Here is a 26,141-nt window from a genome sequence, read left to right on the forward strand (position 1 = left end):
GCTCGTTTTAAGCTTGTTCTAATTCCATTATCCATTACATACATATGTACTAAAGGTTGTACTAAGTGATTGTGAGGGATGAAGGATGAGCCAATATTATGAATCGAACCAAACGAAAGGTTCTGTTCCGGATCATGATGTCATCATGAGAGGGAGAAAGCTTCTCGAGATAACGGGTGTTAAACAGGTTGAAAGTTTTGATAATGAAGAATTTTTACTTGAAACAACTATGGGTTTTCTAGCAATTAAGGGACAAAATCTACAAATGAAAAATCTTGATGTTGATAAGGGAATCGTCTCCATTAAAGGTAAGATTTTTGAGTTAGTCTATTTAGATGACCAACATGGGGAGAAAGCTAAAGGATTCTTTAGTAAATTATTCCGATGACACTTTCAACGCAATTTTTAACAATGCTATCCATGATTGGAATGGGGGCGCTGTTTGGGGTTATGTTTGATACATATCAGCGCTTTTTGCATCGCCCCAAAAGAAGGCAATTGCTTGTTTTCTTCAATGATATCTTATTTTGGGTTATTCAGGCACTTATCATTTTTTATGTCTTATTTCAGGTAAACATGGGTGAAGTAAGGCTTTATATATTTATTGCCCTATTATGTGGATATGCCGCATATCAAAGTTTGTTCAAGCGCATTTATTTAAGGTTACTGGAAATATTTATATTTGCAGTAATTTCTATTTTAACCTTTCTTAAGAATGCCTTTATCATAATCATCTATAAACCTGTCCGTGGACTGTTTAACCTGATTATTTACATTACTTTATTTCTTGGCAGGGGTCTTTTTACCCTTGTCAAGTTTATTTTCAAAGTTTTACTATTATGTATAAAGATGTTTTTTAAGCCAATCGGGAAAATTTTATTACTATTTTGGAAACTTTTGCCGAAAGGGATTAAAAAAACAGTCGAGAAGTTTTATAATGGTGCAGCAGGAAATTTTAAGAGAATCAAGAATTATGTTACTAAATGGATTCGAAAGTGGAAGAAATAAAAGTAGGCAAGGAGGTTGCGAGAAAATGAGCGCCATACGAAAGAAAAATGTAGCAAAAATCCATTCAACATATGTGCAGCAACAAGAATTTGCTTCATTGACAACAGTGAGGAAGAGAAAACTTCTCTTTAGAAGGCTATCCATTTTCTTACTTTTTGCTGCTTTTACATCGTATTTCATGATTTCTAGCATTCTTTCCCAGACCTCTGCATTGGATGCAAAAATGGCTCAAAAGAAGCATCTCGATAAAGAATTCTCTGGTTTAAAAAAACAGCAACAAATCCTTAAAGAAAATATTATTAAATTAAATGATGATGAATATATTGCAAAACTGGCAAGGAAAGAGTACTTTTTTTCTGATAAGAATGAAGTTATTTTCAACATACCGGATAATGGAAAGGGAAAATCAACCAGTAATTAAGGTAATTGGCACCAATTTTCCTCTTTCTGTATAATATATAGTAAGTTTGATTTTAACTATTTTTAAGGAGGAGCAATCTTTTTATGTCAATTGAAGTAGGCAGCAAGTTACAAGGGAAGGTAACAGGAATTACAAATTTCGGAGCGTTTGTCGAGCTTCCAGATGGATCAACAGGACTCGTTCACATCAGTCAGGTCGCTGAGAATTATGTTAAGGATATCAATGATCATCTTAAAGTTGGCGATCTAGTAGAAGTGAAAGTGATTAATGTTGAAAAGGATGGGAAAATAGGATTATCGATTAAAAAGGCAAAAGATAGACCTGAAGCGCCAAAGACCCATTCCCATTCACAACGCCCTCGACAAGGCAGAGCCAACGACCGAAATAACCCTAAACCGGAAAATTTTGAATCCAAAATGGCACGGTTTTTAAAGGATAGTGAGGATCGTTTAACTTCCTTAAAGCGAAATACGGAATCCAAACGTGGAGGAAGAGGAGCTAGACGGGGTTAACTTGCTGCTTCTTTAATCGGAATAAAGAGATTTCGATTGAATAGCATGAATAATGCAAAGACAGGTCAGTTTGGCCTGTTTTTTTTTGCTAATAGGATAGCCTAGTTTTCTTTATTTATAAGCTCTGTTAAACTTGGTTGTTGATTTCCGCTCCAGGCGCTGGCTTTCCGCGGGGAGGCTCCCGTGACCTCTTCATCCGGCAGGAGTCGAGCGCCTTCCGCTCCAATCAACAGGTGTAAAAATCAACATTCGCCTTTAACACAGCCTATTTATAAGAAGGTTTGTCCAATAATAAATAAAGGAGAAATTCCCAATTGGGTATTTCTCCTTTTGTAATAGCGGCGGAGGGGATCGAACCCCCGACCTTACGGGTATGAACCGTACGCTCTAGCCAGCTGAGCTACACCGCCACGATAAAGACACAAATAATATAATACATATGTATAAAAAAGTTGTCAATGATTTTTGTAAAAATAGATTGGTTTTTGTCAAAGATAGCAATTTTTCAATAAATAACATGAAATACGTCGAACAAATTTTCTTTGCTTGTCCGCCTTTTTGACAATCTTTTAATCTTTCACCTTTTATACTATCAACATTGATAGAAATGATGGGGGAATGCTATATATGGAAAAGGTAGAAAGGATTTTAATTGAACCGGTTGGGGATGTTAGTATTCATTCAAAATTGAACCTGTCAAAAACTGCGAAGAAAATTCAATTAAACGTGGAAAGTTTTCTACTAAAAAGAGGTTATCTTTTATTGTTGGTTGGCTTTTTGCTCGGACGTGCTTTAATTTTGTCGAAGCTTACTCCTTTTAGTCTCCCTTTTTTCGCAGTTGTGTATTTTGTTAAAAGGGATAGAGCCCCGCTTTCCTTAATCGGATTAGTTATAGGCGCAGCGACCATTTCCTTAAGCAATGCATCCTCTACATTTGCCATTTCCTTTTTGTTCTTACTTGTTTTCCGGATCAGCAAAAAATGGCTGAAAAATGAAGCAAGGTCATTACCTTTTTATGTTGGAATCATCCTTGCAATTGGAAAGTTAGCTGAAACATTGTTATTGACTAAACAATTATCCCTTTATGATGGAATGATGACGGGTGTACAAGCTAGTCTTGCGTTTATTTTGACACTTATTTTCCTGCAAAGTATTCCATTATTAACGCAAAGCAAGCGGATGCAAACCTTGAAGACAGAGGAAATTGTTTGTTTAATTATTATGCTTGCGTCGATTATGACAGGAACAATTGGGTGGATCGTCTATGACCTTTCTGTTGAGCATATTATGTCACGTTATTTAGTGCTTGTTTTTTCCTATGTAGCCGGTGCTACGGTTGGTTCGACTGTAGGGGTAGTTACAGGCTTAATTTTTAGTCTTGCAAATGTTTCTAGCTTTTCCCATATGAGTTTACTTGCCTTTTCTGGGGTGTTGGGCGGTTTATTAAAGGAAGGTAAGAAAATTGGCGTTTCGATAGGATTATTTATTGCTACCCTTTTAATTGGTATGTACGGAGAAGGCAGTGGCTCCATCCTTCTTACTATTTTGGAAACAACAGCAGCGGTTGGCCTATTTCTATTAACGCCAAAATCTTTCACCTCAAGGCTGGCAAAGTATATTCCAGGCACACCTGAATATACAACTGAACAGCAAAAATATATGAGAAAAATGAGAGATGTAACAGCACAGCGGGTTTCGCAATTTTCAACTGTGTTTCACGCTCTTTCAAAAAGCTTTTCTCAATATGATCAACAACTGCCAAGTGATAATGAAGATGAGCGGGAGTTGGACTATTTTTTAAGCAATGTGACCGAAAAGACCTGCCAAACTTGCTTTAAAAAGGAACATTGTTGGACAAAGAACTTTAATACAACGTATGAATATATGGAGGGAATTATTCATGAGATGGGCCAAAATAATGGGGTTGTTTCTGCAAAGCTTGGGAGAGATTGGGACAAGTACTGTACAAAGTCAAAGAAGGTAATGGATGCAATTGGGCAGGAATTAACTTTTTACCAAGCAAACCAAAAGTTAAAAAAACAAGTTCAGGAAAGCAGAAGGTTAGTGGCTGATCAGCTACAGGGTGTCTCTGAGGTGATGGATAACTTTGCAAAAGAAATTCAACGGGAACGAGAGAATCATCACAGGCAGGAAGAACAGATTTTGGAGGCTATTCAGGAGTTTGGTATTCAGATTGAACAAGTGGAAATCTACAGCCTCGAAAAAGGGAATGTTGATATTGATATGTCTGTTCCTTTTTGTAATGGGCATGGTGAATGTGAAAAGTTAATCGCACCTATGCTATCGGATATTCTTGGAGAAACAATTGTTGTCGATTTAGAAGACTGTTCAGCATATCCTACGGGTTTATGTCATTCTACGTTTAGATCAGCAAAAGCCTATATAGTTGAAACAGGGGTTGCCCATGCTGCTAAGGATGGGGGTTTTGTTTCTGGGGATAGCTATTCAACAATCGAACTCGGAGGCGGGAAATTTGCCATCGCAATTAGTGATGGCATGGGCAATGGCGAGAGAGCCCATGATGAAAGTAAGGAAACACTGCAACTTCTTCAAAAAATACTGCAATCTGGTATAGAAGAAAAGGTAGCCATAAAATCTATCAATTCGGTGCTTTCTTTGCGAACAACGGATGAAATTTTTTCAACTTTGGACTTAGCAATGATCGATCTCCAAAATGCTTCAACAAAATTTCTGAAAATCGGATCAACTCCAAGCTTTATCAAAAGAGGAAGCAAGGTAATCAAAATCCAATCAAGTAATTTACCTATGGGAATTCTCCATGAATTTGAAGTTGATGTAGTGAGCCAACAATTAAAGGCAGGAGACCTGCTGATCATGATGAGTGATGGTGTTTTTGAGGGACCAAAACATGTTGAAAACTATGATATATGGATGAAAAGGAAAATCCAAGAACTTCAGACAAATAATCCTCAGGAAGTAGCTGACTTAATCATGGAGGAGGTTATTCGTTCAAGTTCAGGGTTAATTGAAGATGATATGACTGTAACGGTAGCAAGCATAAAGCATAATACACCTAAATGGGCAACTATCCCCGTCCAAAAGATAAAACGAAAAGCGTAAAAGAATATTTTATGCCATAATAATGGATTTTATGTATAAATACGCCCCGCATCGTCGAAAATGGGAACAATACGCTTTATCGGAGGGGAATAACTATGTATACAGGAAAAATCCGACAAATTTTATTGATTACAGATGGATGCTCCAATCAGGGAGAGAATCCAATTGCGATGGCTGCACTGGCAAAAGAAGAGGGCATTACAGTTAATGTAATTGGTGTAATGGAGCAGGATGTTATTGATGAAAAGGGAATGAAAGAAATTGAGAATATCGCTATGTCGGGTGGAGGCGTTAGCCAAATTGTTTACGCACAACAACTTTCTCAAACAGTACAAATGGTTACTCAAAAAGCGATGACACAGACAATACAAGGTGTGGTAAACAAGGAGCTGCAACAAATATTGGGTCGTTTTCAAACCATGGAGGATTTACCCCCTGAAAAGAGGGGCGAAGTGATGGAAGTGGTCGATGAACTTGGTGAAACGGTTGAATTAGAAGTGTTGATTCTTGTTGACTCAAGTGCCAGTATGAAACAAAAACTCCCAACTGTTAAAGAAGCGATCTTAGATCTCTCGTTAAGCTTAAATGCTAGAATAGGGGAAAATTACTTCTCTGTATTTGCCTTTCCAGGGAAAAAGAATGATGTCGAAATGTTGTTGGATTGGACTCCTAAGCTACAATCTTTGACTAGTGTTTTTTCACAACTGACAACAGGAGGAATCACTCCTACAGGTCCAGCTATTCGTGCAGCCCTATCCTCATTCAATAAAAAACGTTCACTAAGGAGTCTTATTTCCCGTGATGATGAATCATTCTTTGAAGAGTCAATGTAAAGTAAGTCCGGGCACAGTAATCCAAGGGAAATGGCATGCACTTCAATATACAGTTTTAAGGGAACTTGGTAATGGAGCAAATGGGGTTGTTTACCTTGCAAAAAATCAAAATGGTCAAGTCGCTTTGAAAATGAGTGATAACGGCATGTCCATAACCTCTGAGGTGAACGTCTTAAAATCATTCGCGAAGGTCCAGGGGTCTGCTGCCCTCGGGCCTTCTTTGCTTGATGTTGATGATTGGCAAAACAATCAAGGTAGAGTTTCATTTTACGCCATGGAATATATTCATGGACCCGACCTGTTGTCTTTTATTAAGCAAAACGGGGAATCGTGGACAATCGTTTTATTTCTTCAACTATTAAATGATCTTGATAAGCTTCATGAAAATGGCTGGGTATTTGGTGACTTAAAACCGGAGAACCTCATTGTCACAGGGCCACCGGTAAAAATAAGATGTATCGATGTAGGAGGTACGACGATTCGTGGTAGAGCGATTAAGGAATTTACAGAATTTTATGATCGGGGCTATTGGGGATTAGGAACAAGAAAGGCAGAACCGTCTTACGATTTATTTGCTGTTGGGATGATCTTGATAAATACTGCTTATCCTAAACGTTTTAACAAAACAACAGGTGGTATATCTCAATTAAAGGAGGCAATTAAACAAAAGAAAGAACTAATCCCATTTGAAAGGGTACTTTTAAAATCGTTGCAAGGGCATTATATAAGTGCGAAAGAGATGAGGATGGATTTATTGTCAGTAGTAATTGATAAAACTAAGCCTGATCCTCCTTTTCGCTCATCACCAGATAATAGTAGGGTTCAACATCAAAGTGCCCCACCGAAAAAACCGGTAAGCCAACCTCAAACACGCCAAAAGTATAAGAAAAAAAAGAAAAGAAGTGGTTGGGTTGAAACAACTATTATAATCATGTTGATTGTCTTATTTTATATTATGTACATTTTGAAACAATTAATTTAAAATCAAATAATTTTTGAAACTTTTATTAAGTTATTTCGTAAATAATAGGAACAATAGATTTAGGCGTTTGTGTTAAAGTAAAGGAAAAAGATAAGGAAGAGTACACAATGTTAGAGACTAAAGTAGAGGCATTTCTTGAAAGACAGTCCTTCTTATTAGATAATAAGGAAATGGTTGTTGGGGTCTCGGGAGGACCTGATTCTTTGGCATTGCTTCACTTTCTTTTGGGCCAAAGGGTAAAAAGGAACCTTTCAATTGTGGTTGCCCATGTTGATCATATGTTCCGAGGCGCGGAATCCTTTCAGGATGCTATGTTCGTTAAAGGTTTTTGTGAACAGCACTCTATCCCATTTGAAATGGTTCAAATCAATGTTCCGAAAATAATGACACAAACTGGCCAAAGTTCGGAAGTGGCTGCTAGGGAGGCACGCTTTTCTTTTTTTGCAAAGGTTATGGATATGTATAATTATTCATATCTCGCTCTTGCCCACCATGGTGATGATCAAATTGAAACCATCCTCATGCGATTAACGAGGGGAAGTACTGGTAAAGCAAGGGCAGGTATTCCCTTTTTGCGCCCATTTGAATCAGGCTTTATTTTCCGCCCGTTTTTAAGTATAACAAAGCAAGAAATCAAACAGTATTGCCAGGATAGCCAAATAAATCCCAGACTAGATCCAAGTAACGAACAAAGCATTTATACACGGAATCGATTCCGGAAGGAAATTCTCCCTTTTTTAAAATCAGAAAACCGAAAAGTTCATGAACATTTTCAGCGCTTTAGCGAAGAATTACAAGGCGATGAGATATTTCTTCAGGATTTAACAAAGGAATTCATGAAAACTGTAATGACTAAAAGGGAAGCACAACAAATAACCATTGATATAAAAAGGTTTCTTGCTATGCCTTTGCCTTTACAAAGGAGAGGTATTCAACTAATATTAAACTATCTTTACGAGGAAAGGCCCTCTTCGCTTTCTGCTATACATATTGATCAAATTTTTTCTTTGATTCACCACTTACATCCATCAGGGAAGCTTGATTTTCCGGAAGGATTAAAAGTAATTCGTTCATATCTAAAGTGTTATTTTCAATTTGAAGTGGAGAATTCCCAGTCATATCATTTTGAATTGGGAGACCCAGGACAAATTGACTTACCGAACTTTGGCAAGCTAATGATGGACTATGTTAACTCTCCGTCAAATGCATCAAATTCTTGTATAGCATTATTTCATGCAGACAAGATTAAATTGCCTTTGTTGGTACGAACGAGGAAAAATGGGGATCGAATGTCCTTGAAGGGAATGGAAGGATCCAGAAAACTTAAGGATATTTTTATCGATTGTAAAGTTTCAATCCAAGAAAGGGATAGATGGCCAATTGTTACCGACAGAGAAGGTTTCATACTCTGGCTTCCAGGTTTGAAAAAATCAGCATTAGAAGGTTTGGATAACTTGGATAACTCAGTAAGAAACTATATTCAGCTTACATATACTAGGAATGAGCTTTAGGGGGCAAAGTTTAGGATGAAGAGAGATATTGAAAAGGTATTAGTTACTGAAGAAGAGATCGAAGAGAAAATTAAAATGTTAGCAGGTCAATTAACCGAGGAGTATAAGGATCGTTTTCCTTTAGCAATCGGCGTTTTAAAAGGGGCAATGCCTTTCATGGCTGATCTATTAAAACGGTTAGATTGCTACTTAGAAATGGACTTTATGGATGTATCTAGCTATGGAAATTCAACGGTCTCATCAGGTGAAGTGAAAATTTTGAAAGACTTAGATACCTCCGTGGAAGGTAGGGACATACTCATTATTGAGGATATCATTGATAGTGGGTTAACCTTAAGTTATCTTGTTGAACTTTTCCGTTACCGTAAAGCGAAATCAATTAAAATTGTTACTTTACTTGACAAACCATCTGGAAGAAAAAGTGCTATAAAAGCTGATTATGTATGTTTTCATGTACCTGATGAGTTTGTTGTTGGGTATGGCTTGGATTATGCTGAAAAGTACCGTAACCTTCCATATATTGGTGTTTTAAAACCTGAAGTATATAGTAACAATGATTAAGCAAATCCTATAGAGAAGAAGTTCTTTCTCTATACCATTTTTGCAAGAAAGAACGTCGTTATGATAAAAAAGCTTCGAGACAAGTAAAGACCGGTTTTATAAATGTTATTCCTTGAATTGGCATGATTTTCTATGTTACTATTTAGTATAGTTTTTTACCGGTGGGAGGAGGTAAGGGATGAATCGGATTTTCCGTAATACCATCTTTTATTTATTGATATTTTTAGTCATTATAGGTGTGGTTAGCTTCTTTAATGGAAGCAATGAGCCAACAGATCATATATCATATGATAAATTTGTATCCTCTTTAGAAAGTGGAGAGGTTAAATCGTTTTCCATGCAGCCAGACCGAGGAGTTTTTGAAGTACGCGGTCAGTTTAAAGGGGTTAATAAGAATAAAAATTTCTTAACCTATATTCCAAATAGCGACAAGATTCAAGATCGAATTGATAAAGCTGCAGCAACCTCTAAGGTAGAGGTAATGCCAGCGAAGGAAACAAGCGGATGGGTAACATTCTTTACGTCAATTATTCCGTTTGTGATTATCTTTATCTTATTTTTCTTCTTAATGAATCAGGCACAAGGCGGCGGTGGCCGAGTAATGAATTTCGGCAAAAGCAAAGCCAAGCTTTATAACGAGGATAAGAAAAAAGTTCGTTTTAAAGATGTAGCTGGTGCAGATGAAGAAAAGCAAGAGCTAGTAGAAGTAGTCGAATTCTTAAAGGATCCACGGAAATTTGCTGAACTTGGTGCTCGAATTCCAAGAGGTGTCCTACTTGTAGGACCACCAGGTACAGGTAAGACATTGCTTGCTCGCGCAGCAGCAGGAGAAGCTGGTGTTCCATTCTTCTCTATCAGCGGATCTGATTTCGTTGAAATGTTTGTTGGGGTCGGAGCATCTCGTGTACGTGATCTATTTGAAACAGCCAAGAAAAACGCTCCATGTATCATATTTATTGATGAAATTGATGCAGTTGGTCGTCAACGTGGTGCTGGTTTAGGTGGCGGACATGATGAACGTGAACAAACGTTAAATCAATTGCTAGTTGAAATGGATGGCTTTGGAGTGAATGAGGGCGTTATTATTGTTGCAGCAACTAACCGCCCAGATATTTTGGATCCAGCATTATTGCGTCCAGGACGTTTTGATCGCCAAATTACAGTGGATCGTCCAGATGTTATTGGCCGTGAAGCAGTACTCAAAGTACATGCTCGTAATAAGCCTTTAGATGATGGCATTAATTTAAAAAGTATTGCGCAAAGGACACCTGGATTCTCTGGTGCTGATTTAGAAAATCTATTGAACGAGGCAGCACTGGTTGCGGCCCGTCGAAGTAAAAAGAAAATCGAAATGGAAGATATCGACGAAGCAACAGACCGGGTAATTGCTGGACCTGCTAAGAAGAGCCGTGTCATTTCTGAAAAAGAACGTAAGATAGTTGCTTTCCATGAAGGTGGCCATACGGTTATCGGAGTAGTTCTTGAAACTGCAGACATGGTTCATAAAGTAACGATTGTTCCTCGCGGACAGGCGGGCGGTTATGCTGTCATGCTTCCTAAGGAAGACCGTTACTTCATGACAAAACCTGAATTACTTGATAAAATCGTCGGCCTATTAGGCGGACGTGTCGCTGAAGAAATTGTTTTCGGTGAGGTAAGTACAGGTGCACACAACGACTTCCAACGCGCAACTGGAATTGCTCGGAAAATGGTAATGGAATACGGCATGAGTGAAAAGCTTGGTCCATTACAATTTGGTCAACAAGGAGGTCAGGTTTTCCTTGGCCGTGACCTTCATAATGAGCAAAATTACTCTGAGGCGTTTGCATACGATATTGACTTAGAAATCCAACGTATTATCAAAGAGTGTTACGAAAAGGCGAAAAAGGTATTGACTGAAAACAGAGATAAGCTTGATCTTATTGCAACAACACTTCTTGAAATTGAAACACTTGATGCAGAACAGATCAAACACCTTGTTGAAAAGGGAAGCCTGCCAGATCGGACACCAACTGTTGATGTGAGTAAGACTGATTTAAAAAAGGCAGATGACGTTAAGGTAAATTTCGGATCCAAGAAAGAAGAGGATGAAAAAGTAGATCCTCCTAAATCAACCGATTCTGAATCTTCACCTGCTGATGATAAACCATTAATATAAAAAACTTACACCTGAGTGCTTCAAATGAAGCACTCTTTTTTTCATGATTAAAAATTTTATGATATGATATTTGCAGTGAAATTCTAGAATTTAGATAAAGTGGTGATCTATTTGATTTTTGTATTTGATGTTGGAAATACAAATATTGTCTTAGGTGTATATCAAGGTGATGAGCTTAAACATCATTGGCGTATTGAAACAAATCGAAATCGTACAGAAGATGAGTTTGGAATGGCAATTAAATCGTTGTTTGATCATTCGGATCTTTCATTATCGGATATTAAAGGAATAATCATTTCATCTGTTGTTCCTCCGATCATGTTTGCATTAGAAAGAATGTGTCAAAAGTATTTTCATTTGAAACCTCTTGTAGTGGGTCCTGGTGTTAAAACGGGGCTTGACATTAAATATGAAAATCCTAGAGAAGTTGGTGCTGACCGAATCGTAAACGCTGTTGCGGCCATACATGAATACGGTAGCCCACTTATCATTGTCGACTTTGGGACTGCAACTACCTATTGTTACATTAACGAACATCGCCAATACTTAGGGGGAGCAATCGCCCCTGGAATAAGTATTTCAACAGAAGCACTTTATTCCAGAGCTGCAAAACTTCCGAGAATTGAAATAGCTCGACCTGAGGGTATCATTGGGAAAAATACTGTATCTGCTATGCAAGCAGGGATTGTCTATGGGTATGTAGGGCAAGTAGAAGGTATAGTCAGAAGAATGAAGGATCAAAGTGAGCAAATCCCTACTGTTATTGCCACTGGTGGATTATCAAACCTAATTGCCCAAGAATCGAGCATAATTGATATTGTTGATCCCTATTTGACCTTAAAAGGTTTACAGCTTATCTATAAGCGAAACATGGATATGCTAAGAAACGTACGATAAGTTTCACGACATATTCAATTCATGAAAATGTGATAAAAAATGCTGTAGAACCAACAAAATAAGGTTAACAAGGAGTATATATTGATGAATGATTATCTCGTAAAAGCACTTGCTTTCAATGGACAAGTAAGGGCCTATGCAGTTCGTAGCACAAAAATAGTTGATGAAGCACAGCGCCGTCATGATACATGGCGCACAGCTTCTGCTGCATTAGGAAGATCTGTCACTGCAGGGGTCATGATGGGTGCTATGTTAAAAGGTGAAGAAAAACTAACGATTAAAATCGATGGTGGCGGCCCGATTGGTAATATTCTTGTCGATAGTAATGGCAAAGGGGAAGTTCGTGGGTATGTAACCAATCCTCACGTCGATTTTGAAGCAAATGAGCATGGAAAGCTTGATGTCAAGAGAGCAGTAGGAACGAACGGGACATTAACTGTCGTTAAGGATCTAGGACTTCGTGACTTTTTCAGTGGGCAGGTACCGCTTGTCTCTGGTGAATTAGGAGAGGATTTTACTTATTATTTTGTTTCATCTGAACAGATTCCATCTTCCGTTGGAGTTGGAGTTTTGGTAAATCCGGATGATACGATCCTAGCGGCTGGGGGATTTATTTTTCAATTAATGCCTGGGACGGAAGATGAAACGATTACAAAAATCGAAGAACGATTAAAAACTATACCCCCTATTTCAAGATTAATTCAACAGGGATTATCTCCTGAAGAGATTTTAGAAGAACTTTTTGGCAAGGAACAACTAAAGGTTTTAGAAAAAATGCCAGTACGTTTCGAATGTAATTGTTCAAAGGATCGTTTCGGAGGTGCTATTGTTAGTTTAGGTAGTGCTGAAATAGAGGATATGATTGAAAAAGATGGTATGGCTGAAGCTCATTGCCATTTCTGCAATGAAAAATATCATTTTTCTAAAGAAGAATTGGAAACTTTAAAAAGAGAAGCAAAATAGAATAGTTCATTGGGGGAGAAGCAGTTGAGGAGGAAGCAACTTTGGCTTGTAATAGCGGGTCTTATTTTGCTAAATTGCCTTACAATAGCTTTTTTTCTATCAAGGGCTCAAGCAACAGATGGACAGGCCTTGGATGAAGAAGTGGCAACTATTGGAGAAAGCTCTATTTCGAGGCAGGACTGGCTAAATGAATTAGAAGCTAGATATGGTAAGGATGTCTTAAAAGACATGATTGATCAAAAGGTTATTAAAGAAATGGCAGCGAAATATAAAATTAAAGTTCCTGACCAAGATGTAGAACGAGAATTTCGAATGATTCAAACAACGTATGGATCAGCAAGTCAAAACAAGATTGTTAATGAAAAAAAGTGGAAAGAACAAATTGAAAATAGCTTGCTGCTTGAGGAAATTTTAACAAAGGATGTAATTGTTTCGAATAAAGAAATGGAAAGCTATTTTAAAGAAAATAAAGATTTGTTTGATGTTCCTACGGCCTATCATTTATCCCATATCATTGTTAAATCCAAAAAAGAAGCAAACAATGCATTGAAGGAGTTGTCCCATGGATCGAGCTTTTCTACATTAGCGATGGAACGCTCAATTGAGGAATTCTCGGCCAATCAAGGAGGGGATATTGGCTTCATAACTGAAGAAGATGACCAGCATCCAGAAAAGTATATCCAAGAAGCCAAGAGGTTAAAGGTGGGGGAGTGGAGTCATCTCATAAAAGTTGATCAAGGGTATGCAATCATTAAACTTCATAAAATTATACATGGAAAAAACTACTCTTTTAAAGATGTAAAAGATCAAATACGTCGACAAATTGCAATGGAGCAAATGAAAATACCTGCAACAGCTAGAAATTTTTGGGATGATGCAAAGGTTAAGTGGTTTTATGGGAAACAAAGACAATAAGTGAAAATGCACAGAATCTATTTTCTGTGCATTTTTAATACAATATAAACATGAGCAAAATAAGTAGCAAAAAGATTGACAAAATAAGTGAGAAACTGGTAAATTCTATATAATACCAATAAAAATACTCGGATTAGGAGTGGTCTTTAAAATGCGTGTAGCAAATTCAGTCGCCGATTTAGTCGGTCAAACGCCAATTGTTAAATTAAACAGGTTAGTCGATGAAAATAGTGCAGAGGTTTATTTAAAGTTGGAGTATATGAATCCCGGAAGTAGCGTTAAGGATCGTATTGGGTTAGCAATGATTGAAGCTGCAGAAGAAAAAGGCCAAATTAAACCTGGAGATACAATTATTGAACCAACAAGTGGAAATACAGGTATCGGGCTTGCGATGATTGCGGCAGCAAAAGGATATAAGTCAATCTTCGTTATGCCTGAGACAATGAGTATGGAAAGAAAAAATTTACTTCGTGCTTACGGTGCAGAGTTAATTTTAACACCTGGACCAGAGGGGATGAAAGGAGCAATTGCCAAAGCAGGTGCACTTGCTGAGGAAAATGGCTACTTTATGCCGCAACAATTTAAAAATCAAGCAAATCCAGAAGTTCACAGAAGAACTACGGGTCCAGAAATTGTTCAGCAAATGGATCAATTAGATGCATTTATTTCAGGGATCGGAACAGGTGGAACTATCACAGGTGCAGGGAGTGTTCTCCGCGAAAACTTCCCTAATATCAAAATATATGCAGTTGAGCCAAAGGATTCTGCTATTTTATCCGGTGGAAAGCCTGGTCCACATAAAATCCAAGGACTCGGAGCAGGATTTATTCCAGATACATTAGATACTTCGATCTATGATGAAGTGATCCAAGTTGGAACAGAGGATGCATTTGAATATGCGCGCCGTGCTGCCAAAGAAGAAGGAATTCTTGGAGGAATTTCCTCTGGAGCTGCTATCTACTCTGCTTTAAAGGTGGCAAAGGAACTTGGAAAAGGAAAAAAAGTTCTAGCGATTATCCCAAGTAATGGAGAACGTTACTTAAGCACACCACTATACCAATTCGATGAGGAATAAAACAGCAAAAGAGGCGGAGACTACTTTAGTCCGAAGCCTCTTTTTTTAATGTTTGATCAAAGCGAAAATGATGAACTTTGGTATAATTGGTAGGCAAGACTTTTTAGGTGGAGGGATAGTAGATGAATAAATTCCCGAGAAGTACTATTCAATGTGGTCCATATACATTAGACTACGGAAAAAAGACAATTATAATGGGGATCTTAAATGTTACCCCAGACTCATTTTCTGACGGTGGAAAATTTAATATGATCGACAAAGCAATAGAACATGCAAAACAGATGGTTGATAATGGAGCAGATATCATTGATATTGGAGGGGAATCTACTCGGCCTGGGCATACGCCTCTTTCTTTAGAGGAGGAGTTAGAACGAGTACTACCTGCAGTTAAGGCCATTTCTGAACACGTTCATGTTCCCATTTCAGTTGACACCTTTAAAGCTGAGGTTGCAAGACAATCTATTGAAGCAGGTGCCCAAATCATAAATGATATATGGGGTGCTAAGTTTGATGATAAAATGGCAAAGGTTGCAGCTGAATACAATGTACCGATTATATTAATGCATAATCGTCTTGAACGTGACTACCAGTCATTTAGTAGAGATGTTTTGAATGATATTTATGAAAGTATTTTGCTTGTCAAAAAGGCGGGTGTTAAAGACGAAAATATTATCCTAGATCCAGGTATTGGTTTTGCTAAAGATTATCAGGAGGATATTGAAATGATGCAAAACCTTGATAAACTTGTTGCGACTGGTTATCCTGTTCTTCTCGCTACTTCGCGGAAAAGAATGATCGGCAATACCCTCAATTTGCCAGTTAATGAAAGAGTAGAGGGCACCGGTGCAAGCATCTGTTACGGTATTCAAAAGGGTTGTCAAATGATTCGAATTCATGACGTTAAAGAAATGAGTAGGATGGCTAAAATGATGGATGCCTTAATGAGCAAGGGTGATTTTATTGGATAAAATATACGTTAATAAAATGGAGTTTTATGGATATCATGGTGTTTTCCCAGAAGAAAACAGACTTGGTCAGCGGTTTGTTGTTGATTTAGTTGTTTCATTGGATTTAAAAAGGGCTGGAGAAACGGATGACTTGGCCTACTCGGTTAACTACGGTGAACTTTATAGTATTTGCAAAGAAGTTGTGGAAGGAACACCATATAAGCTAATAGAAGCGGTGGCTGAAAGGATTTCACAAAACATTTTGGGGAAATCATCTTCCATAACAGAAGTTACAGTGAAAATAATTAAACCGGACCCACCTATACCTGGCCACTATAAATCTGTAGCTGTAGAAATTACAAGGGGAAAATAACATGGAAAACATAGCATATCTGTCTCTTGGCTCAAATATGGGGAACCGTTATGATTATTTAATAAAAGCAATAAAACGTTTAACGAGTAATTTAGAAGTAGAATTGGTAAATTACTCCTCTATCTATGAAACGGATCCCGTCGGGTATGCGGATCAGGATTTATTTTTAAATATGGTGATCGAGATTAAAACTACATGGACCGCTATTGAATTATTAGAAACATGTTTAAGGATTGAATTGGAGCTTGGAAGAAAACGGGAAATTAAATGGGGACCTCGAACATTAGACCTTGACATTCTCCTATATAACCAAGAAAATATTGAATCAGAGAAGCTTCTTGTTCCGCATCCTAGGATGCTAGAGAGAGCTTTTGTTATGATCCCTCTTATAGAGATTAATCAAGTCATTAAAATTCCGGGTATAAAGGATCCTCTTGAAATGCATTTAAATCTAATACCTGATAAAGAAGGAGTCCGAATATGGAAGCAGAAAAATGGGGAAGACGTATTCGAGCTTACCGAAAACTAAAAGGGTATACACAAGAAGGTTTTGCGAAACAACTGGGTATTTCGGTATCGATATTAGGAGAGATTGAAAGAGGAAATCGCCTCCCAGCAGGAGATTTACTTGTAATAATAGCTCGAACTTTAAATATTAGTTTAGAAGAGTTAACGCCGCCTATGGAAAAGTAATGAAATAAATTAAGAAATGGAGGCTCTTTTTCATGTTAAAGATCGGTGATATTACCATGAAAAATCCAATTGTTTTAGCCCCGATGGCCGGTGTGTGTAACTCTGCATTTCGCTTAACGGTTAAAGAGTTTGGTGCCGGTTTAGTTTGTGCTGAAATGGTAAGTGATAAAGGAATTCTTTATAAAAATGAAAAAACAATGAATATGTTATTTATTGATGAACGTGAAAAGCCGTTAAGCTTGCAAATTTTCGGAGGCGAAAAGGGAACTCTTGTAGAAGCAGCGAAATTTGTTGATCAACATACGAATGCAGATATTATTGATATTAATATGGGGTGTCCAGTTCCGAAAATCACAAAAAATGATGCAGGAGCAAAATGGTTGCTTGATCCAGATAAAATTTATGAAATGGTTTCCGCTGTAGTTGATGTAGTTGGAAAGCCTGTTACTGTAAAAATGCGCAAGGGCTGGGATGAGCAACATGTCTATGCTGTTAAAAATGCGCAGGCTGTTGAACGAGCAGGCGGGAAAGCAGTTTCCCTTCATGGTCGAACCCGTGTACAAATGTATCAAGGAAAAGCGAACTGGGATATTATTCGAGAAGTAAAACAGTCTGTAAATATTCCCGTTATTGGAAATGGTGACGTTCAAACACCACAGGATGCAAAGAGAATGCTTGATGAGACTGGTTGTGACGGAGTCATGATTGGTCGGGCTGCTTTGGGTAATCCTTGGATGATTTATCGCACTGTTCAATATCTTGAGACAGGTAAACTTTTAGGGGAGCCGTCAATCCGTGAGAAAATTGATGTTTGTCTCTTGCACTTGGACCGGTTGATTAACCTCAAGAATGAAAATGTTGCCGTCCGTGAAATGCGAAAGCATACAGCTTGGTATCTCAAAGGTATCCGAGGGAACGCAAAGACTAGAAATTCGATTAATGAGTGCCATACAAGGGATGAACTAGTTTCACTATTAAATCAGCTAGTTTTTGAGGCAGAAGAGATGGGGCAAACACAAGTAATTGTAGGGTAATATTGACATTCCCCCCCTCCTTTTCTATAATTTTTTTGGTAAATAAGCAATCTGCCAGGGCATTAACTGGCAGTTTTTCTTTAGCTAATCAGAATTTATATCCATAAATTCTGCTAGCGCATAGGGGCAACTACGCCTCTGTTATCGCCCTTAGGGGCTCGCCAATCGGCGAGTTTTCTTTATTTTATCCTTTTTTAATGTCTGAATTAGAAAGATTGTGTAGAATAATAAGGTATGTAACTAAATTTATTTCGGAATTTTTCCTTTATTACATAGGAAGATATTTTAAATGGAGTTGATTAGGATGAGTCAAGAGGAATTAAATGACCAATTGCTGGTTAGACGTGAAAAAATGAGTGCAATGCGAGAAAGTGGCATGGATCCCTTTGGTAAACGTTTCGAACGTACTAATAGTTCAAAGGAATTAGTTGAACAATACAGCGAATTAGAAAATGAAGATCTAGAAGTAAAAAATGTCATTGTCACACTTGCTGGACGTATCATGACTAAAAGAGGAAAAGGTAAAGCGGGCTTTGCACATATCCAAGATGTAACAGGGCAAATCCAAGTTTATATTAGACAGGATATAATAGGAGAAGAACAGTATAAAGTTTTTAATTCTACAGATTTAGGAGATATTATCGGTGTTACTGGAGTGCTCTTCAAAACAAAGACTGGAGAATTATCTATAAAGGTTCAAGATTTTGTATTTTTAACAAAAGCACTTCGTCCACTACCAGATAAATTCCATGGATTAAAGGATGTTGAGCAGCGCTATCGTCAACGTTATTTAGATCTCATTATGAGCCAAGAAAGTAAATCAACTTTTATAATGAGAAGCCGAATTATTCAAGCAATGAGGCGCTATTTAGATGATCATGGCTATTTAGAAGTAGAAACACCAATGATGCATGCGATTGCAGGTGGTGCTTCTGCACGTCCGTTTATTACACATCATAATGCTTTAGATATGCCATTGTTTATGCGGATCGCAATTGAACTTCATTTAAAACGGCTAATTGTTGGTGGCCTTGAAAAAGTATATGAAATTGGCCGAGTATTCCGTAACGAAGGGGTATCCACTCGTCATAACCCAGAATTTACCATGATCGAGCTATACGAAGCCTATGCTGACTACCGAGATATCATGAGTTTAACTGAAAACTTAGTTGCCCATATTGCCCAAGAGGTATTAGGCACAACAACTGTTCAGTATGGTGAATATGAAGTAAACCTCAAGCCGGAATGGAAAAGACTTCACATGGTTGATGCAATTAAAGAACACACGGGTGCTGACTTTTGGACAGAAATGACCGTGGATGAGGCTAGAGAACTAGCTCATAAACATGGCGTGGAAATTAATGACCATATGCTTTATGGCCATATTGTTAATGAATTCTTTGAGCAAAAGGTTGAGGACAAGTTAATTCAGCCAACATTTATCTATGGGCATCCAGTTGAAATCTCTCCACTGGCTAAGAAAAATGATAAAGACCCAAGATTTACAGATCGTTTTGAATTGTTTATTGTTGCACGCGAACATGCAAATGCATTTACTGAATTAAATGACCCAATTGATCAAAGAGAACGTTTTGAAGCCCAATTAAAGGAACGTGAACAAGGAAACGATGAAGCCCATATGATGGACGAGGATTTCGTAGAGGCCCTTGAATATGGTATGCCTCCAACGGGTGGTTTAGGGATTGGAATAGACCGCCTAATTATGCTTTTAACAAATTCTCCATCCATTCGCGATGTACTATTATTCCCGTTAATGCGTCATCGCTAATTAATCTGTAAAGTGCCGAAAAAGATTCGGCACTTTTTATTTTAGAAAAGGAAAGGGTAGCTGCGAAAGAATTTGAAAATTGTTTCTTTTAATTTTGTTTAAAAATGATGTTGCGCTAATTAAATAAAGGTGATATAGTATTAAATGTTGCTGCAAAACAGTAACAAAGGCAAAAAAACAATTTCAAAAAAAGTTATTGACTTTTGATTGATAACTTGGTATTATTATTAAGTCGCTTCTGAGCGATAGAGTAAATAGCTCCTTGAAAACTAAACAAACAAAAACGTCAACAAACAAACAAAAATATAGTGTTTGCTTATAGCAACACTAGCCAACGTAAACTATGAGCTAAACTCATACTTTCTTTTATGGAGAGTTTGATCCTGGCTCAGGACGAACGCTGGCGGCGTGCCTAATACATGCAAGTCGAGCGAATTTTTAGGAGCTTGCTCCTAAAAATTAGCGGCGGACGGGTGAGTAACACGTGGGCAACCTGCCTGTAAGACTGGGATAACTTCGGGAAACCGGAGCTAATACCGGATAATCCTTTTCCTCACATGAGGAAAAGCTGAAAGACGGTTTCGGCTGTCACTTACAGATGGGCCCGCGGCGCATTAGCTAGTTGGTGAGGTAACGGCTCACCAAGGCGACGATGCGTAGCCGACCTGAGAGGGTGATCGGCCACACTGGGACTGAGACACGGCCCAGACTCCTACGGGAGGCAGCAGTAGGGAATCTTCCGCAATGGACGAAAGTCTGACGGAGCAACGCCGCGTGAACGATGAAGGCCTTCGGGTCGTAAAGTTCTGTTGTTAGGGAAGAACAAGTACCGGAGTAACTGCCGGTACCTTGACGGTACCTAACCAGAAAGCCACGGCTAACTACGTGCCAGCAGCCGCGGTAATACGTAGGTGGCAAGCGTTGTCCGGAATTATTGGGCGTAAAGCGCGCGCAGGCGGTCCTTTAAGTCTGATGTGAAAGCCCACGGCTCAACCGTGGAGGGTCATTGGAAACTGGGGACTTGAGTACAGAAGAGGAAAGTGGAATTCCACGTGTAGCGGTGAAATGCGTAGAGATGTGGAGGAACACCAGTGGCGAAGGCGACTTTCTGGTCTGTAACTGACGCTGAGGCGCGAAAGCGTGGGGAGCAAACAGGATTAGATACCCTGGTAGTCCACGCCGTAAACGATGAGTGCTAAGTGTTAGAGGGTTTCCGCCCTTTAGTGCTGCAGCTAACGCATTAAGCACTCCGCCTGGGGAGTACGGCCGCAAGGCTGAAACTCAAAGGAATTGACGGGGGCCCGCACAAGCGGTGGAGCATGTGGTTTAATTCGAAGCAACGCGAAGAACCTTACCAGGTCTTGACATCCTCTGACAACCCTAGAGATAGGGCTTTCCCCTTCGGGGGACAGAGTGACAGGTGGTGCATGGTTGTCGTCAGCTCGTGTCGTGAGATGTTGGGTTAAGTCCCGCAACGAGCGCAACCCTTGATCTTAGTTGCCAGCATTCAGTTGGGCACTCTAAGGTGACTGCCGGTGACAAACCGGAGGAAGGTGGGGATGACGTCAAATCATCATGCCCCTTATGACCTGGGCTACACACGTGCTACAATGGATGGTACAAAGGGCTGCAAAACCGCGAGGTTAAGCGAATCCCATAAAACCATTCTCAGTTCGGATTGTAGGCTGCAACTCGCCTACATGAAGCTGGAATCGCTAGTAATCGCGGATCAGCATGCCGCGGTGAATACGTTCCCGGGCCTTGTACACACCGCCCGTCACACCACGAGAGTTTGTAACACCCGAAGTCGGTGGGGTAACCGTAAGGAGCCAGCCGCCTAAGGTGGGACAGATGATTGGGGTGAAGTCGTAACAAGGTAGCCGTATCGGAAGGTGCGGCTGGATCACCTCCTTTCTAAGGAATATATTCTGACTTTGGGTCAGATATAAAATGTTTGCTCTGACGTTTCTTGTTTGTTTAGTTTTGAGGGAGTAATTCCTCGAAGCTTTATTTTTTTGTCTCTGCGAGTAGTCATTATCGCAAGGCAAGATGAAGTATTGTTCCTTGAAAACTAGATAATCGTAAGAAGAAGTCAAGTAAGAACCGAGTAATCGCCATTTTAGTTTTCTCTCTTATTTATAAGAGTAGTAAGACAAACCAGCTGATGAAGAAATTCATTACTGATCATTTGTCTATAGGTTAAGTTAGAAAGGGCGCACGGTGAATGCCTTGGCACTAGGAGCCGATGAAGGACGGGACTAACACCGATATGCTTCGGGGAGCTGTAAGTAAGCTTTGATCCGGAGATTTCCGAATGGGGGAACCCACTGTTCGTAATGGAGCAGTATCTTTACCTGAATACATAGGGTATTGAAGGTAGACCCGGGGAACTGAAACATCTAAGTACCCGGAGGAAGAGAAAGCAAACGCGATTCCCTGAGTAGCGGCGAGCGAAACGGGAAATAGCCCAAACCAAGAGGCTTGCCTCTTGGGGTTGTAGGACACTCAATATGGAGTTACAAAGGAACGGGGTAAATGAAGCGACCTGGAAAGGTCAGCCGTAGAAGGTAAAAGCCCTGTAGTTGAAACTTCGTTCCCTCCTGAGTGGATCCTGAGTACGGCCGGACACGTGAAATCCGGTCGGAAGCAGGGAGGACCATCTCCCAAGGCTAAATACTCCCTAGTGACCGATAGTGAACCAGTACCGTGAGGGAAAGGTGAAAAGCACCCCGGAAGGGGAGTGAAATAGTTCCTGAAACCGTGTGCCTACAAGTAGTCAAAGCCCATTAATGGGTAATGGCGTGCCTTTTGTAGAATGAACCGGCGAGTTACGATTACATGCAAGGTTAAGTTGAAAAGACGGAGCCGCAGCGAAAGCGAGTCTGAATAGGGCGAATGAGTATGTGGTCGTAGACCCGAAACCAGGTGATCTACCCATGTCCAGGGTGAAGTCCAGGTAACACTGTATGGAGGCCCGAACCCACGCACGTTGAAAAGTGCGGGGATGAGGTGTGGGTAGCGGAGAAATTCCAATCGAACTTGGAGATAGCTGGTTCTCTCCGAAATAGCTTTAGGGCTAGCCTCACGTAGTAAGAGTCTTGGAGGTAGAGCACTGTTTGGACTGGGGCCCTCATCGGGTTACCGAATTCAGACAAACTCCGAATGCCAAAGACTTATCCGTGGGAGTCAGACTGCGAGTGATAAGATCCGTAGTCAAGAGGGAAACAGCCCAGACCACCAGCTAAGGTCCCAAAGTATACGTTAAGTGGAAAAGGATGTGGAGTTGCTTAGACAACCAGGATGTTGGCTCAGAAGCAGCCACCATTTAAAGAGTGCGTAATAGCTCACTGGTCGAGTGACTCTGCGCCGAAAATGTACCGGGGCTAAACGTATCACCGAAGCTGTGGATTGACATCTTAGATGTCAGTGGTAGGAGAGCGTTCTAAGGGCGTTGAAGCTAGATCGTAAGGACTAGTGGAGCGCTTAGAAGTGAGAATGCCGGTATGAGTAGCGAAAGATGAGTGAGAATCTCATCCACCGAATGCCCAAGGTTTCCTGAGGAAGGCTCGTCCGCTCAGGGTTAGTCGGGACCTAAGCCGAGGCCGAAAGGCGTAGGCGATGGATAACAGGTTGATATTCCTGTACCACCTCTTTATCGTTTGAGCAATGGGGGGACGCAGAAGGATAGGGTAAGCGCGCTGTTGGATATGCGCGTCTAAGCAGTTAGGCTGTCAGTGAGGCAAATCCCGCTGACGTGAAGGCTGAGCTGTGATAGCGAGGGAAATTTAGTACCGAAGTTCCTGATTCCACACTGCCAAGAAAAGCCTCTAGCGAGATAAATGGTGCCCGTACCGCAAACCGACACAGGTAGGCGAGGAGAGAATCCTAAGGTGAGCGAGAGAACTCTCGTTAAGGAACTCGGCAAAATGACCCCGTAACTTCGGGAGAAGGGGTGCTCTTTGGGTGAATAGCCTCGAAGAGCCGCAGTGAATAGGCCCAGGCGACTGTTTAGCAAAAACACAGGTCTCTGCGAAGCCGCAAGGCGAAGTATAGGGGCTGACGCCTGCCCGGTGCTGGAAGGTTAAAAGGAGGGGTTAGCGCAAGCGAAGCTCTGAATTGAAGCCCCAGTAAACGGCGGCCGTAACTATAACGGTCCTAAGGTAGCGAAATTCCTTGTCGGGTAAGTTCCGACCCGCACGAAAGGCGTAACGATCTGGGCACTGTCTCAACGAGAGACTCGGTGAAATTATAGTACCTGTGAAGATGCAGGTTACCCGCGACAGGACGGAAAGACCCCGTGGAGCTTTACTGTAGCCTGATATTGAATTTTGGTACAGCTTGTACAGGATAGGTAGGAGCCTGAGAAGCCGGAGCGCTAGCTTCGGTGGAGGCGTCGGTGGGATACTACCCTGGCTGTATTGAAATTCTAACCCACACCCACATATCTGGGTGGGAGACAGTGTCAGGTGGGCAGTTTGACTGGGGCGGTCGCCTCCTAAAGAGTAACGGAGGCGCCCAAAGGTTCCCTCAGAATGGTTGGAAATCATTCGCAGAGTGTAAAGGCACAAGGGAGCTTGACTGCGAGACCTACAAGTCGAGCAGGGACGAAAGTCGGGCTTAGTGATCCGGTGGTTCCGCATGGAAGGGCCATCGCTCAACGGATAAAAGCTACCCGGGGATAACAGGCTTATCTCCCCAAGAGTCCACATCGACGGGGAGGTTTGGCACCTCGATGTCGGCTCATCGCATCCTGGGGCTGTAGTCGGTCCCAAGGGTTGGGCTGTTCGCCCATTAAAGCGGTACGCGAGCTGGGTTCAGAACGTCGTGAGACAGTTCGGTCCCTATCCGTCGTGGGCGCAGGAAATTTGAGAGGAGCTGTCCTTAGTACGAGAGGACCGGGATGGACGCACCGCTGGTGTACCAGTTGTCTTGCCAAAGGCATCGCTGGGTAGCTATGTGCGGACGGGATAAGTGCTGAAAGCATCTAAGCATGAAGCCCCCCTCAAGATGAGATTTCCCATAGCGTCAAGCTAGTAAGATCCCTGAAAGATGATCAGGTTGATAGGTCAGAGGTGGAAGCGTGGCAACATGTGGAGCTGACTGATACTAATCGATCGAGGACTTAACCATTTTTAAAGCGATCTCGTTCTTAATACTTCTTCTGCATTATCTAGTTTTGAGGGAATAAGCCTCAAAAAAAATAGTCCGGTAATTATGGCAAGAAGGTCACACCCGTTCCCATACCGAACACGGAAGTTAAGCTTCTTTGCGCCGATGGTAGTTGGGACTTTGTCCCTGTGAGAGTAGGACGTTGCCGGGCAAATTAAAAGGACAACCTTAATTGGGTTGTCCTTTTTTGTATTATAGAATAAGTGGCTTTTTACTAAAGGGTATTTTTGGCTTTAAAAAAAGAAAATTTTTCAGCATTATCCCTTATATCGTGCTATTAATGTTTTTAAACACGGCTTCTTCTTCGAGTAAAGCACTCATCAGTTGAAAAAGGTTACCTATATAAAAAATTTTTCAATAATTATCTTAGCTCTACCATCAAGTGGGGAAGGTAAGTCGTTAATGGAAAAATACTTCAAGGCCAAACTTTCACCATCATTCATAGCTAACGTACCACTAGTACCCTCTGCTAAGTAAACACATATAACATTATAGACTTCATCGCCATTAGGATATTTAAAATAAAGATTTTTTCCTGACAAAATATCAATAAATTTTAAATGCTTTGTTTTTAAGCCAGTTTCTTCAAAGAGTTCACGTTCGGCAGTTTGTTCTAAGCTTTCACCAACTTCCATTGCTCCACCTGGCAAACCCCATTCTTTTGTATCAGAGCGATATTGGAATAATATCTTTTTTGTACCCTTCATAACTACAATAGTAGAACCAACTAAAATAAATGGCCTGCTACCTATTAGTTCTCTTATTTCCTTTGTGTACCCAGTCATATATCCCCCTATCGGTATTTTAGTCCCTAATACGATCTCCATAGTGTACATGCCAGTGCATATGTTTATTGCTTTGATATGCACCAATGTTTGTAGAAACAGTACATGCACCGAATTTGGTATCCATTATTGCCGCAATCTCTTTAATAACACCAAATATTTCTACCATAATATTCATTTCATCTTGGTGAACTGTAATAATTGATAGGATATGTGTTTTCGGTATTACTACAATATGTTCTTCATAAAAAGGACGAGTATGATAAAAGGCAAGTACATTTTCCGTTTCTAATACAGCTGTCACAGGCGTATTTCCACTTAGAACCTCATCACAATAAAAATCATCAAGTTGGTCTGTCACCATATTTCCTCCATATAGAGTTGAATATTTTTTAGTTATTCTATATGTTTAC

At 40.1% G+C, this 26,141-nt stretch carries 22 protein-coding genes, 1 tRNA gene and 3 rRNA genes; 23 read left to right on the forward strand and 3 right to left on the reverse strand.

Annotated elements, in window-relative coordinates:
• The first annotated feature begins 85 nt into the window (after window positions 1-85).
• The 4 genes from yabP (at window position 86) to RCG20_RS11660 (ending at window position 1,941) form a co-directional block, all read left to right on the forward strand.
• On the forward strand, window positions 86-388 hold the full coding sequence (gene yabP, locus RCG20_RS11645) for a sporulation protein YabP (RefSeq protein ID WP_308180328.1): 303 nt from the start codon (window positions 86-88) through the stop codon (window positions 386-388).
• Window positions 385-1,008 (forward strand): spore cortex biosynthesis protein YabQ, encoded by a 624-nt coding sequence (yabQ, locus tag RCG20_RS11650; RefSeq protein WP_308180329.1) that lies wholly within the window; start codon window positions 385-387, stop codon window positions 1,006-1,008. Before yabP ends, yabQ begins: the two co-directional genes overlap by 4 nt.
• 25 nt (window positions 1,009-1,033) lie before the next feature.
• Window positions 1,034-1,429: an FtsB family cell division protein gene (locus RCG20_RS11655; RefSeq protein ID WP_308180330.1), complete on the forward strand. Its 396-nt coding sequence runs from the start codon at window positions 1,034-1,036 to the stop codon at window positions 1,427-1,429.
• Between the two features lie 83 nt (window positions 1,430-1,512).
• Complete coding sequence (locus RCG20_RS11660) at window positions 1,513-1,941, forward strand: S1 domain-containing RNA-binding protein (protein ID WP_308180331.1); 429 nt, start codon at window positions 1,513-1,515, stop codon at window positions 1,939-1,941.
• A gap of 336 nt (window positions 1,942-2,277) precedes the next feature.
• On the opposite strand, the gene RCG20_RS11665 is transcribed toward RCG20_RS11660, so the two are convergent.
• Window positions 2,278-2,351, reverse strand: a tRNA-Met gene (locus tag RCG20_RS11665).
• 217 nt (window positions 2,352-2,568) lie between these two features.
• Between RCG20_RS11665 and spoIIE the strand changes: the two genes are divergently transcribed.
• The 19 genes from spoIIE to rrf all read left to right on the forward strand — a co-directional run bounded on the left by spoIIE (window position 2,569) and on the right by rrf (window position 25,094).
• Window positions 2,569-5,043 carry a stage II sporulation protein E gene (spoIIE, locus tag RCG20_RS11670; RefSeq protein ID WP_308180332.1) on the forward strand — a complete coding sequence of 825 codons (2,475 nt, stop codon included), beginning with the start codon at window positions 2,569-2,571 and terminating at the stop codon, window positions 5,041-5,043.
• A 95-nt stretch (window positions 5,044-5,138) separates the two neighbouring features.
• On the forward strand, window positions 5,139-5,876 hold the full coding sequence (locus RCG20_RS11675; RefSeq protein WP_308180333.1) for a VWA domain-containing protein: 738 nt from the start codon (window positions 5,139-5,141) through the stop codon (window positions 5,874-5,876).
• The gene (locus RCG20_RS11680; protein ID WP_308184334.1) at window positions 5,845-6,858 is read left to right on the forward strand and encodes a serine/threonine protein kinase; all 1,014 of its coding nucleotides are present in this window, start codon (window positions 5,845-5,847) and stop codon (window positions 6,856-6,858) included. The genes RCG20_RS11675 and RCG20_RS11680 overlap by 32 nt, the downstream gene beginning before the upstream one ends.
• Window positions 6,859-6,965: 107 nt before the next feature.
• Window positions 6,966-8,369 (forward strand): tRNA lysidine(34) synthetase TilS, encoded by a 1,404-nt coding sequence (tilS, locus tag RCG20_RS11685; RefSeq protein ID WP_308180334.1) that lies wholly within the window; start codon window positions 6,966-6,968, stop codon window positions 8,367-8,369.
• A 15-nt stretch (window positions 8,370-8,384) separates the two neighbouring features.
• On the forward strand, window positions 8,385-8,930 hold the full coding sequence (gene hpt / locus RCG20_RS11690) for a hypoxanthine phosphoribosyltransferase (protein WP_308180335.1): 546 nt from the start codon (window positions 8,385-8,387) through the stop codon (window positions 8,928-8,930).
• Between the two features lie 178 nt (window positions 8,931-9,108).
• The gene (ftsH, locus tag RCG20_RS11695; protein WP_308180336.1) at window positions 9,109-11,088 is read left to right on the forward strand and encodes an ATP-dependent zinc metalloprotease FtsH; all 1,980 of its coding nucleotides are present in this window, start codon (window positions 9,109-9,111) and stop codon (window positions 11,086-11,088) included.
• Between the two features lie 111 nt (window positions 11,089-11,199).
• On the forward strand, window positions 11,200-11,985 hold the full coding sequence (locus tag RCG20_RS11700) for a type III pantothenate kinase (protein WP_308180337.1): 786 nt from the start codon (window positions 11,200-11,202) through the stop codon (window positions 11,983-11,985).
• Window positions 11,986-12,069: 84 nt separating this feature from the next.
• Complete coding sequence (hslO, locus tag RCG20_RS11705; RefSeq protein WP_308180338.1) at window positions 12,070-12,948, forward strand: Hsp33 family molecular chaperone HslO; 879 nt, start codon at window positions 12,070-12,072, stop codon at window positions 12,946-12,948.
• A gap of 24 nt (window positions 12,949-12,972) precedes the next feature.
• Window positions 12,973-13,863: a peptidyl-prolyl cis-trans isomerase gene (locus RCG20_RS11710; RefSeq protein ID WP_308180339.1), complete on the forward strand. Its 891-nt coding sequence runs from the start codon at window positions 12,973-12,975 to the stop codon at window positions 13,861-13,863.
• A 151-nt stretch (window positions 13,864-14,014) separates the two neighbouring features.
• Entirely contained in the window at window positions 14,015-14,938 is a 924-nt protein-coding gene (gene cysK, locus RCG20_RS11715) for a cysteine synthase A (protein WP_308180340.1), read from the forward strand.
• A 122-nt stretch (window positions 14,939-15,060) separates the two neighbouring features.
• The gene (folP, locus tag RCG20_RS11720) at window positions 15,061-15,906 is read left to right on the forward strand and encodes a dihydropteroate synthase (protein WP_308180341.1); all 846 of its coding nucleotides are present in this window, start codon (window positions 15,061-15,063) and stop codon (window positions 15,904-15,906) included.
• Entirely contained in the window at window positions 15,899-16,258 is a 360-nt protein-coding gene (folB, locus tag RCG20_RS11725) for a dihydroneopterin aldolase (RefSeq protein ID WP_308180342.1), read from the forward strand. Before folP ends, folB begins: the two co-directional genes overlap by 8 nt.
• 1 nt (window position 16,259) lies before the next feature.
• A complete protein-coding gene (gene folK / locus RCG20_RS11730) occupies window positions 16,260-16,787 on the forward strand; it encodes a 2-amino-4-hydroxy-6-hydroxymethyldihydropteridine diphosphokinase (protein WP_308180343.1) in 528 nt (175 codons plus the stop codon).
• Window positions 16,739-16,951 (forward strand): helix-turn-helix domain-containing protein, encoded by a 213-nt coding sequence (locus RCG20_RS11735; protein ID WP_308180344.1) that lies wholly within the window; start codon window positions 16,739-16,741, stop codon window positions 16,949-16,951. The genes folK and RCG20_RS11735 overlap by 49 nt, the downstream gene beginning before the upstream one ends.
• Window positions 16,952-16,983: 32 nt before the next feature.
• On the forward strand, window positions 16,984-17,985 hold the full coding sequence (gene dusB / locus RCG20_RS11740) for a tRNA dihydrouridine synthase DusB (protein ID WP_308180345.1): 1,002 nt from the start codon (window positions 16,984-16,986) through the stop codon (window positions 17,983-17,985).
• 304 nt (window positions 17,986-18,289) lie between these two features.
• Window positions 18,290-19,774, forward strand: a complete 1,485-nt coding sequence (lysS, locus tag RCG20_RS11745) for a lysine--tRNA ligase (protein WP_308184335.1) — start codon at window positions 18,290-18,292, stop codon at window positions 19,772-19,774.
• 365 nt (window positions 19,775-20,139) lie between these two features.
• Window positions 20,140-21,688, forward strand: a 16S ribosomal RNA gene (locus RCG20_RS11750).
• A gap of 283 nt (window positions 21,689-21,971) precedes the next feature.
• A 23S ribosomal RNA gene (locus tag RCG20_RS11755) occupies window positions 21,972-24,904 on the forward strand.
• Between the two features lie 74 nt (window positions 24,905-24,978).
• Window positions 24,979-25,094: ribosomal RNA gene (rrf, locus tag RCG20_RS11760) — 5S ribosomal RNA — on the forward strand.
• Together the 16S, 23S and 5S rRNA genes form the textbook arrangement of a ribosomal RNA operon.
• A gap of 187 nt (window positions 25,095-25,281) precedes the next feature.
• Here rrf and RCG20_RS11765 read toward each other — a convergent pair.
• Both RCG20_RS11765 and RCG20_RS11770 read right to left on the reverse strand, forming a co-directional pair.
• On the reverse strand, window positions 25,282-25,728 hold the full coding sequence (locus tag RCG20_RS11765; protein ID WP_308180346.1) for an NUDIX hydrolase: 447 nt from the start codon (window positions 25,726-25,728) through the stop codon (window positions 25,282-25,284).
• Window positions 25,729-25,747: 19 nt separating this feature from the next.
• A complete protein-coding gene (locus tag RCG20_RS11770; protein WP_374120463.1) occupies window positions 25,748-26,089 on the reverse strand; it encodes an HIT family protein in 342 nt (113 codons plus the stop codon).
• Between the last annotated feature and the right edge of the window lie 52 nt (window positions 26,090-26,141).

Origin of the sequence: Neobacillus sp. PS3-40 (assembly GCF_030915485.1) — a bacterium.
GTDB lineage: Bacteria > Bacillota > Bacilli > Bacillales > Cytobacillaceae > JAUZPL01.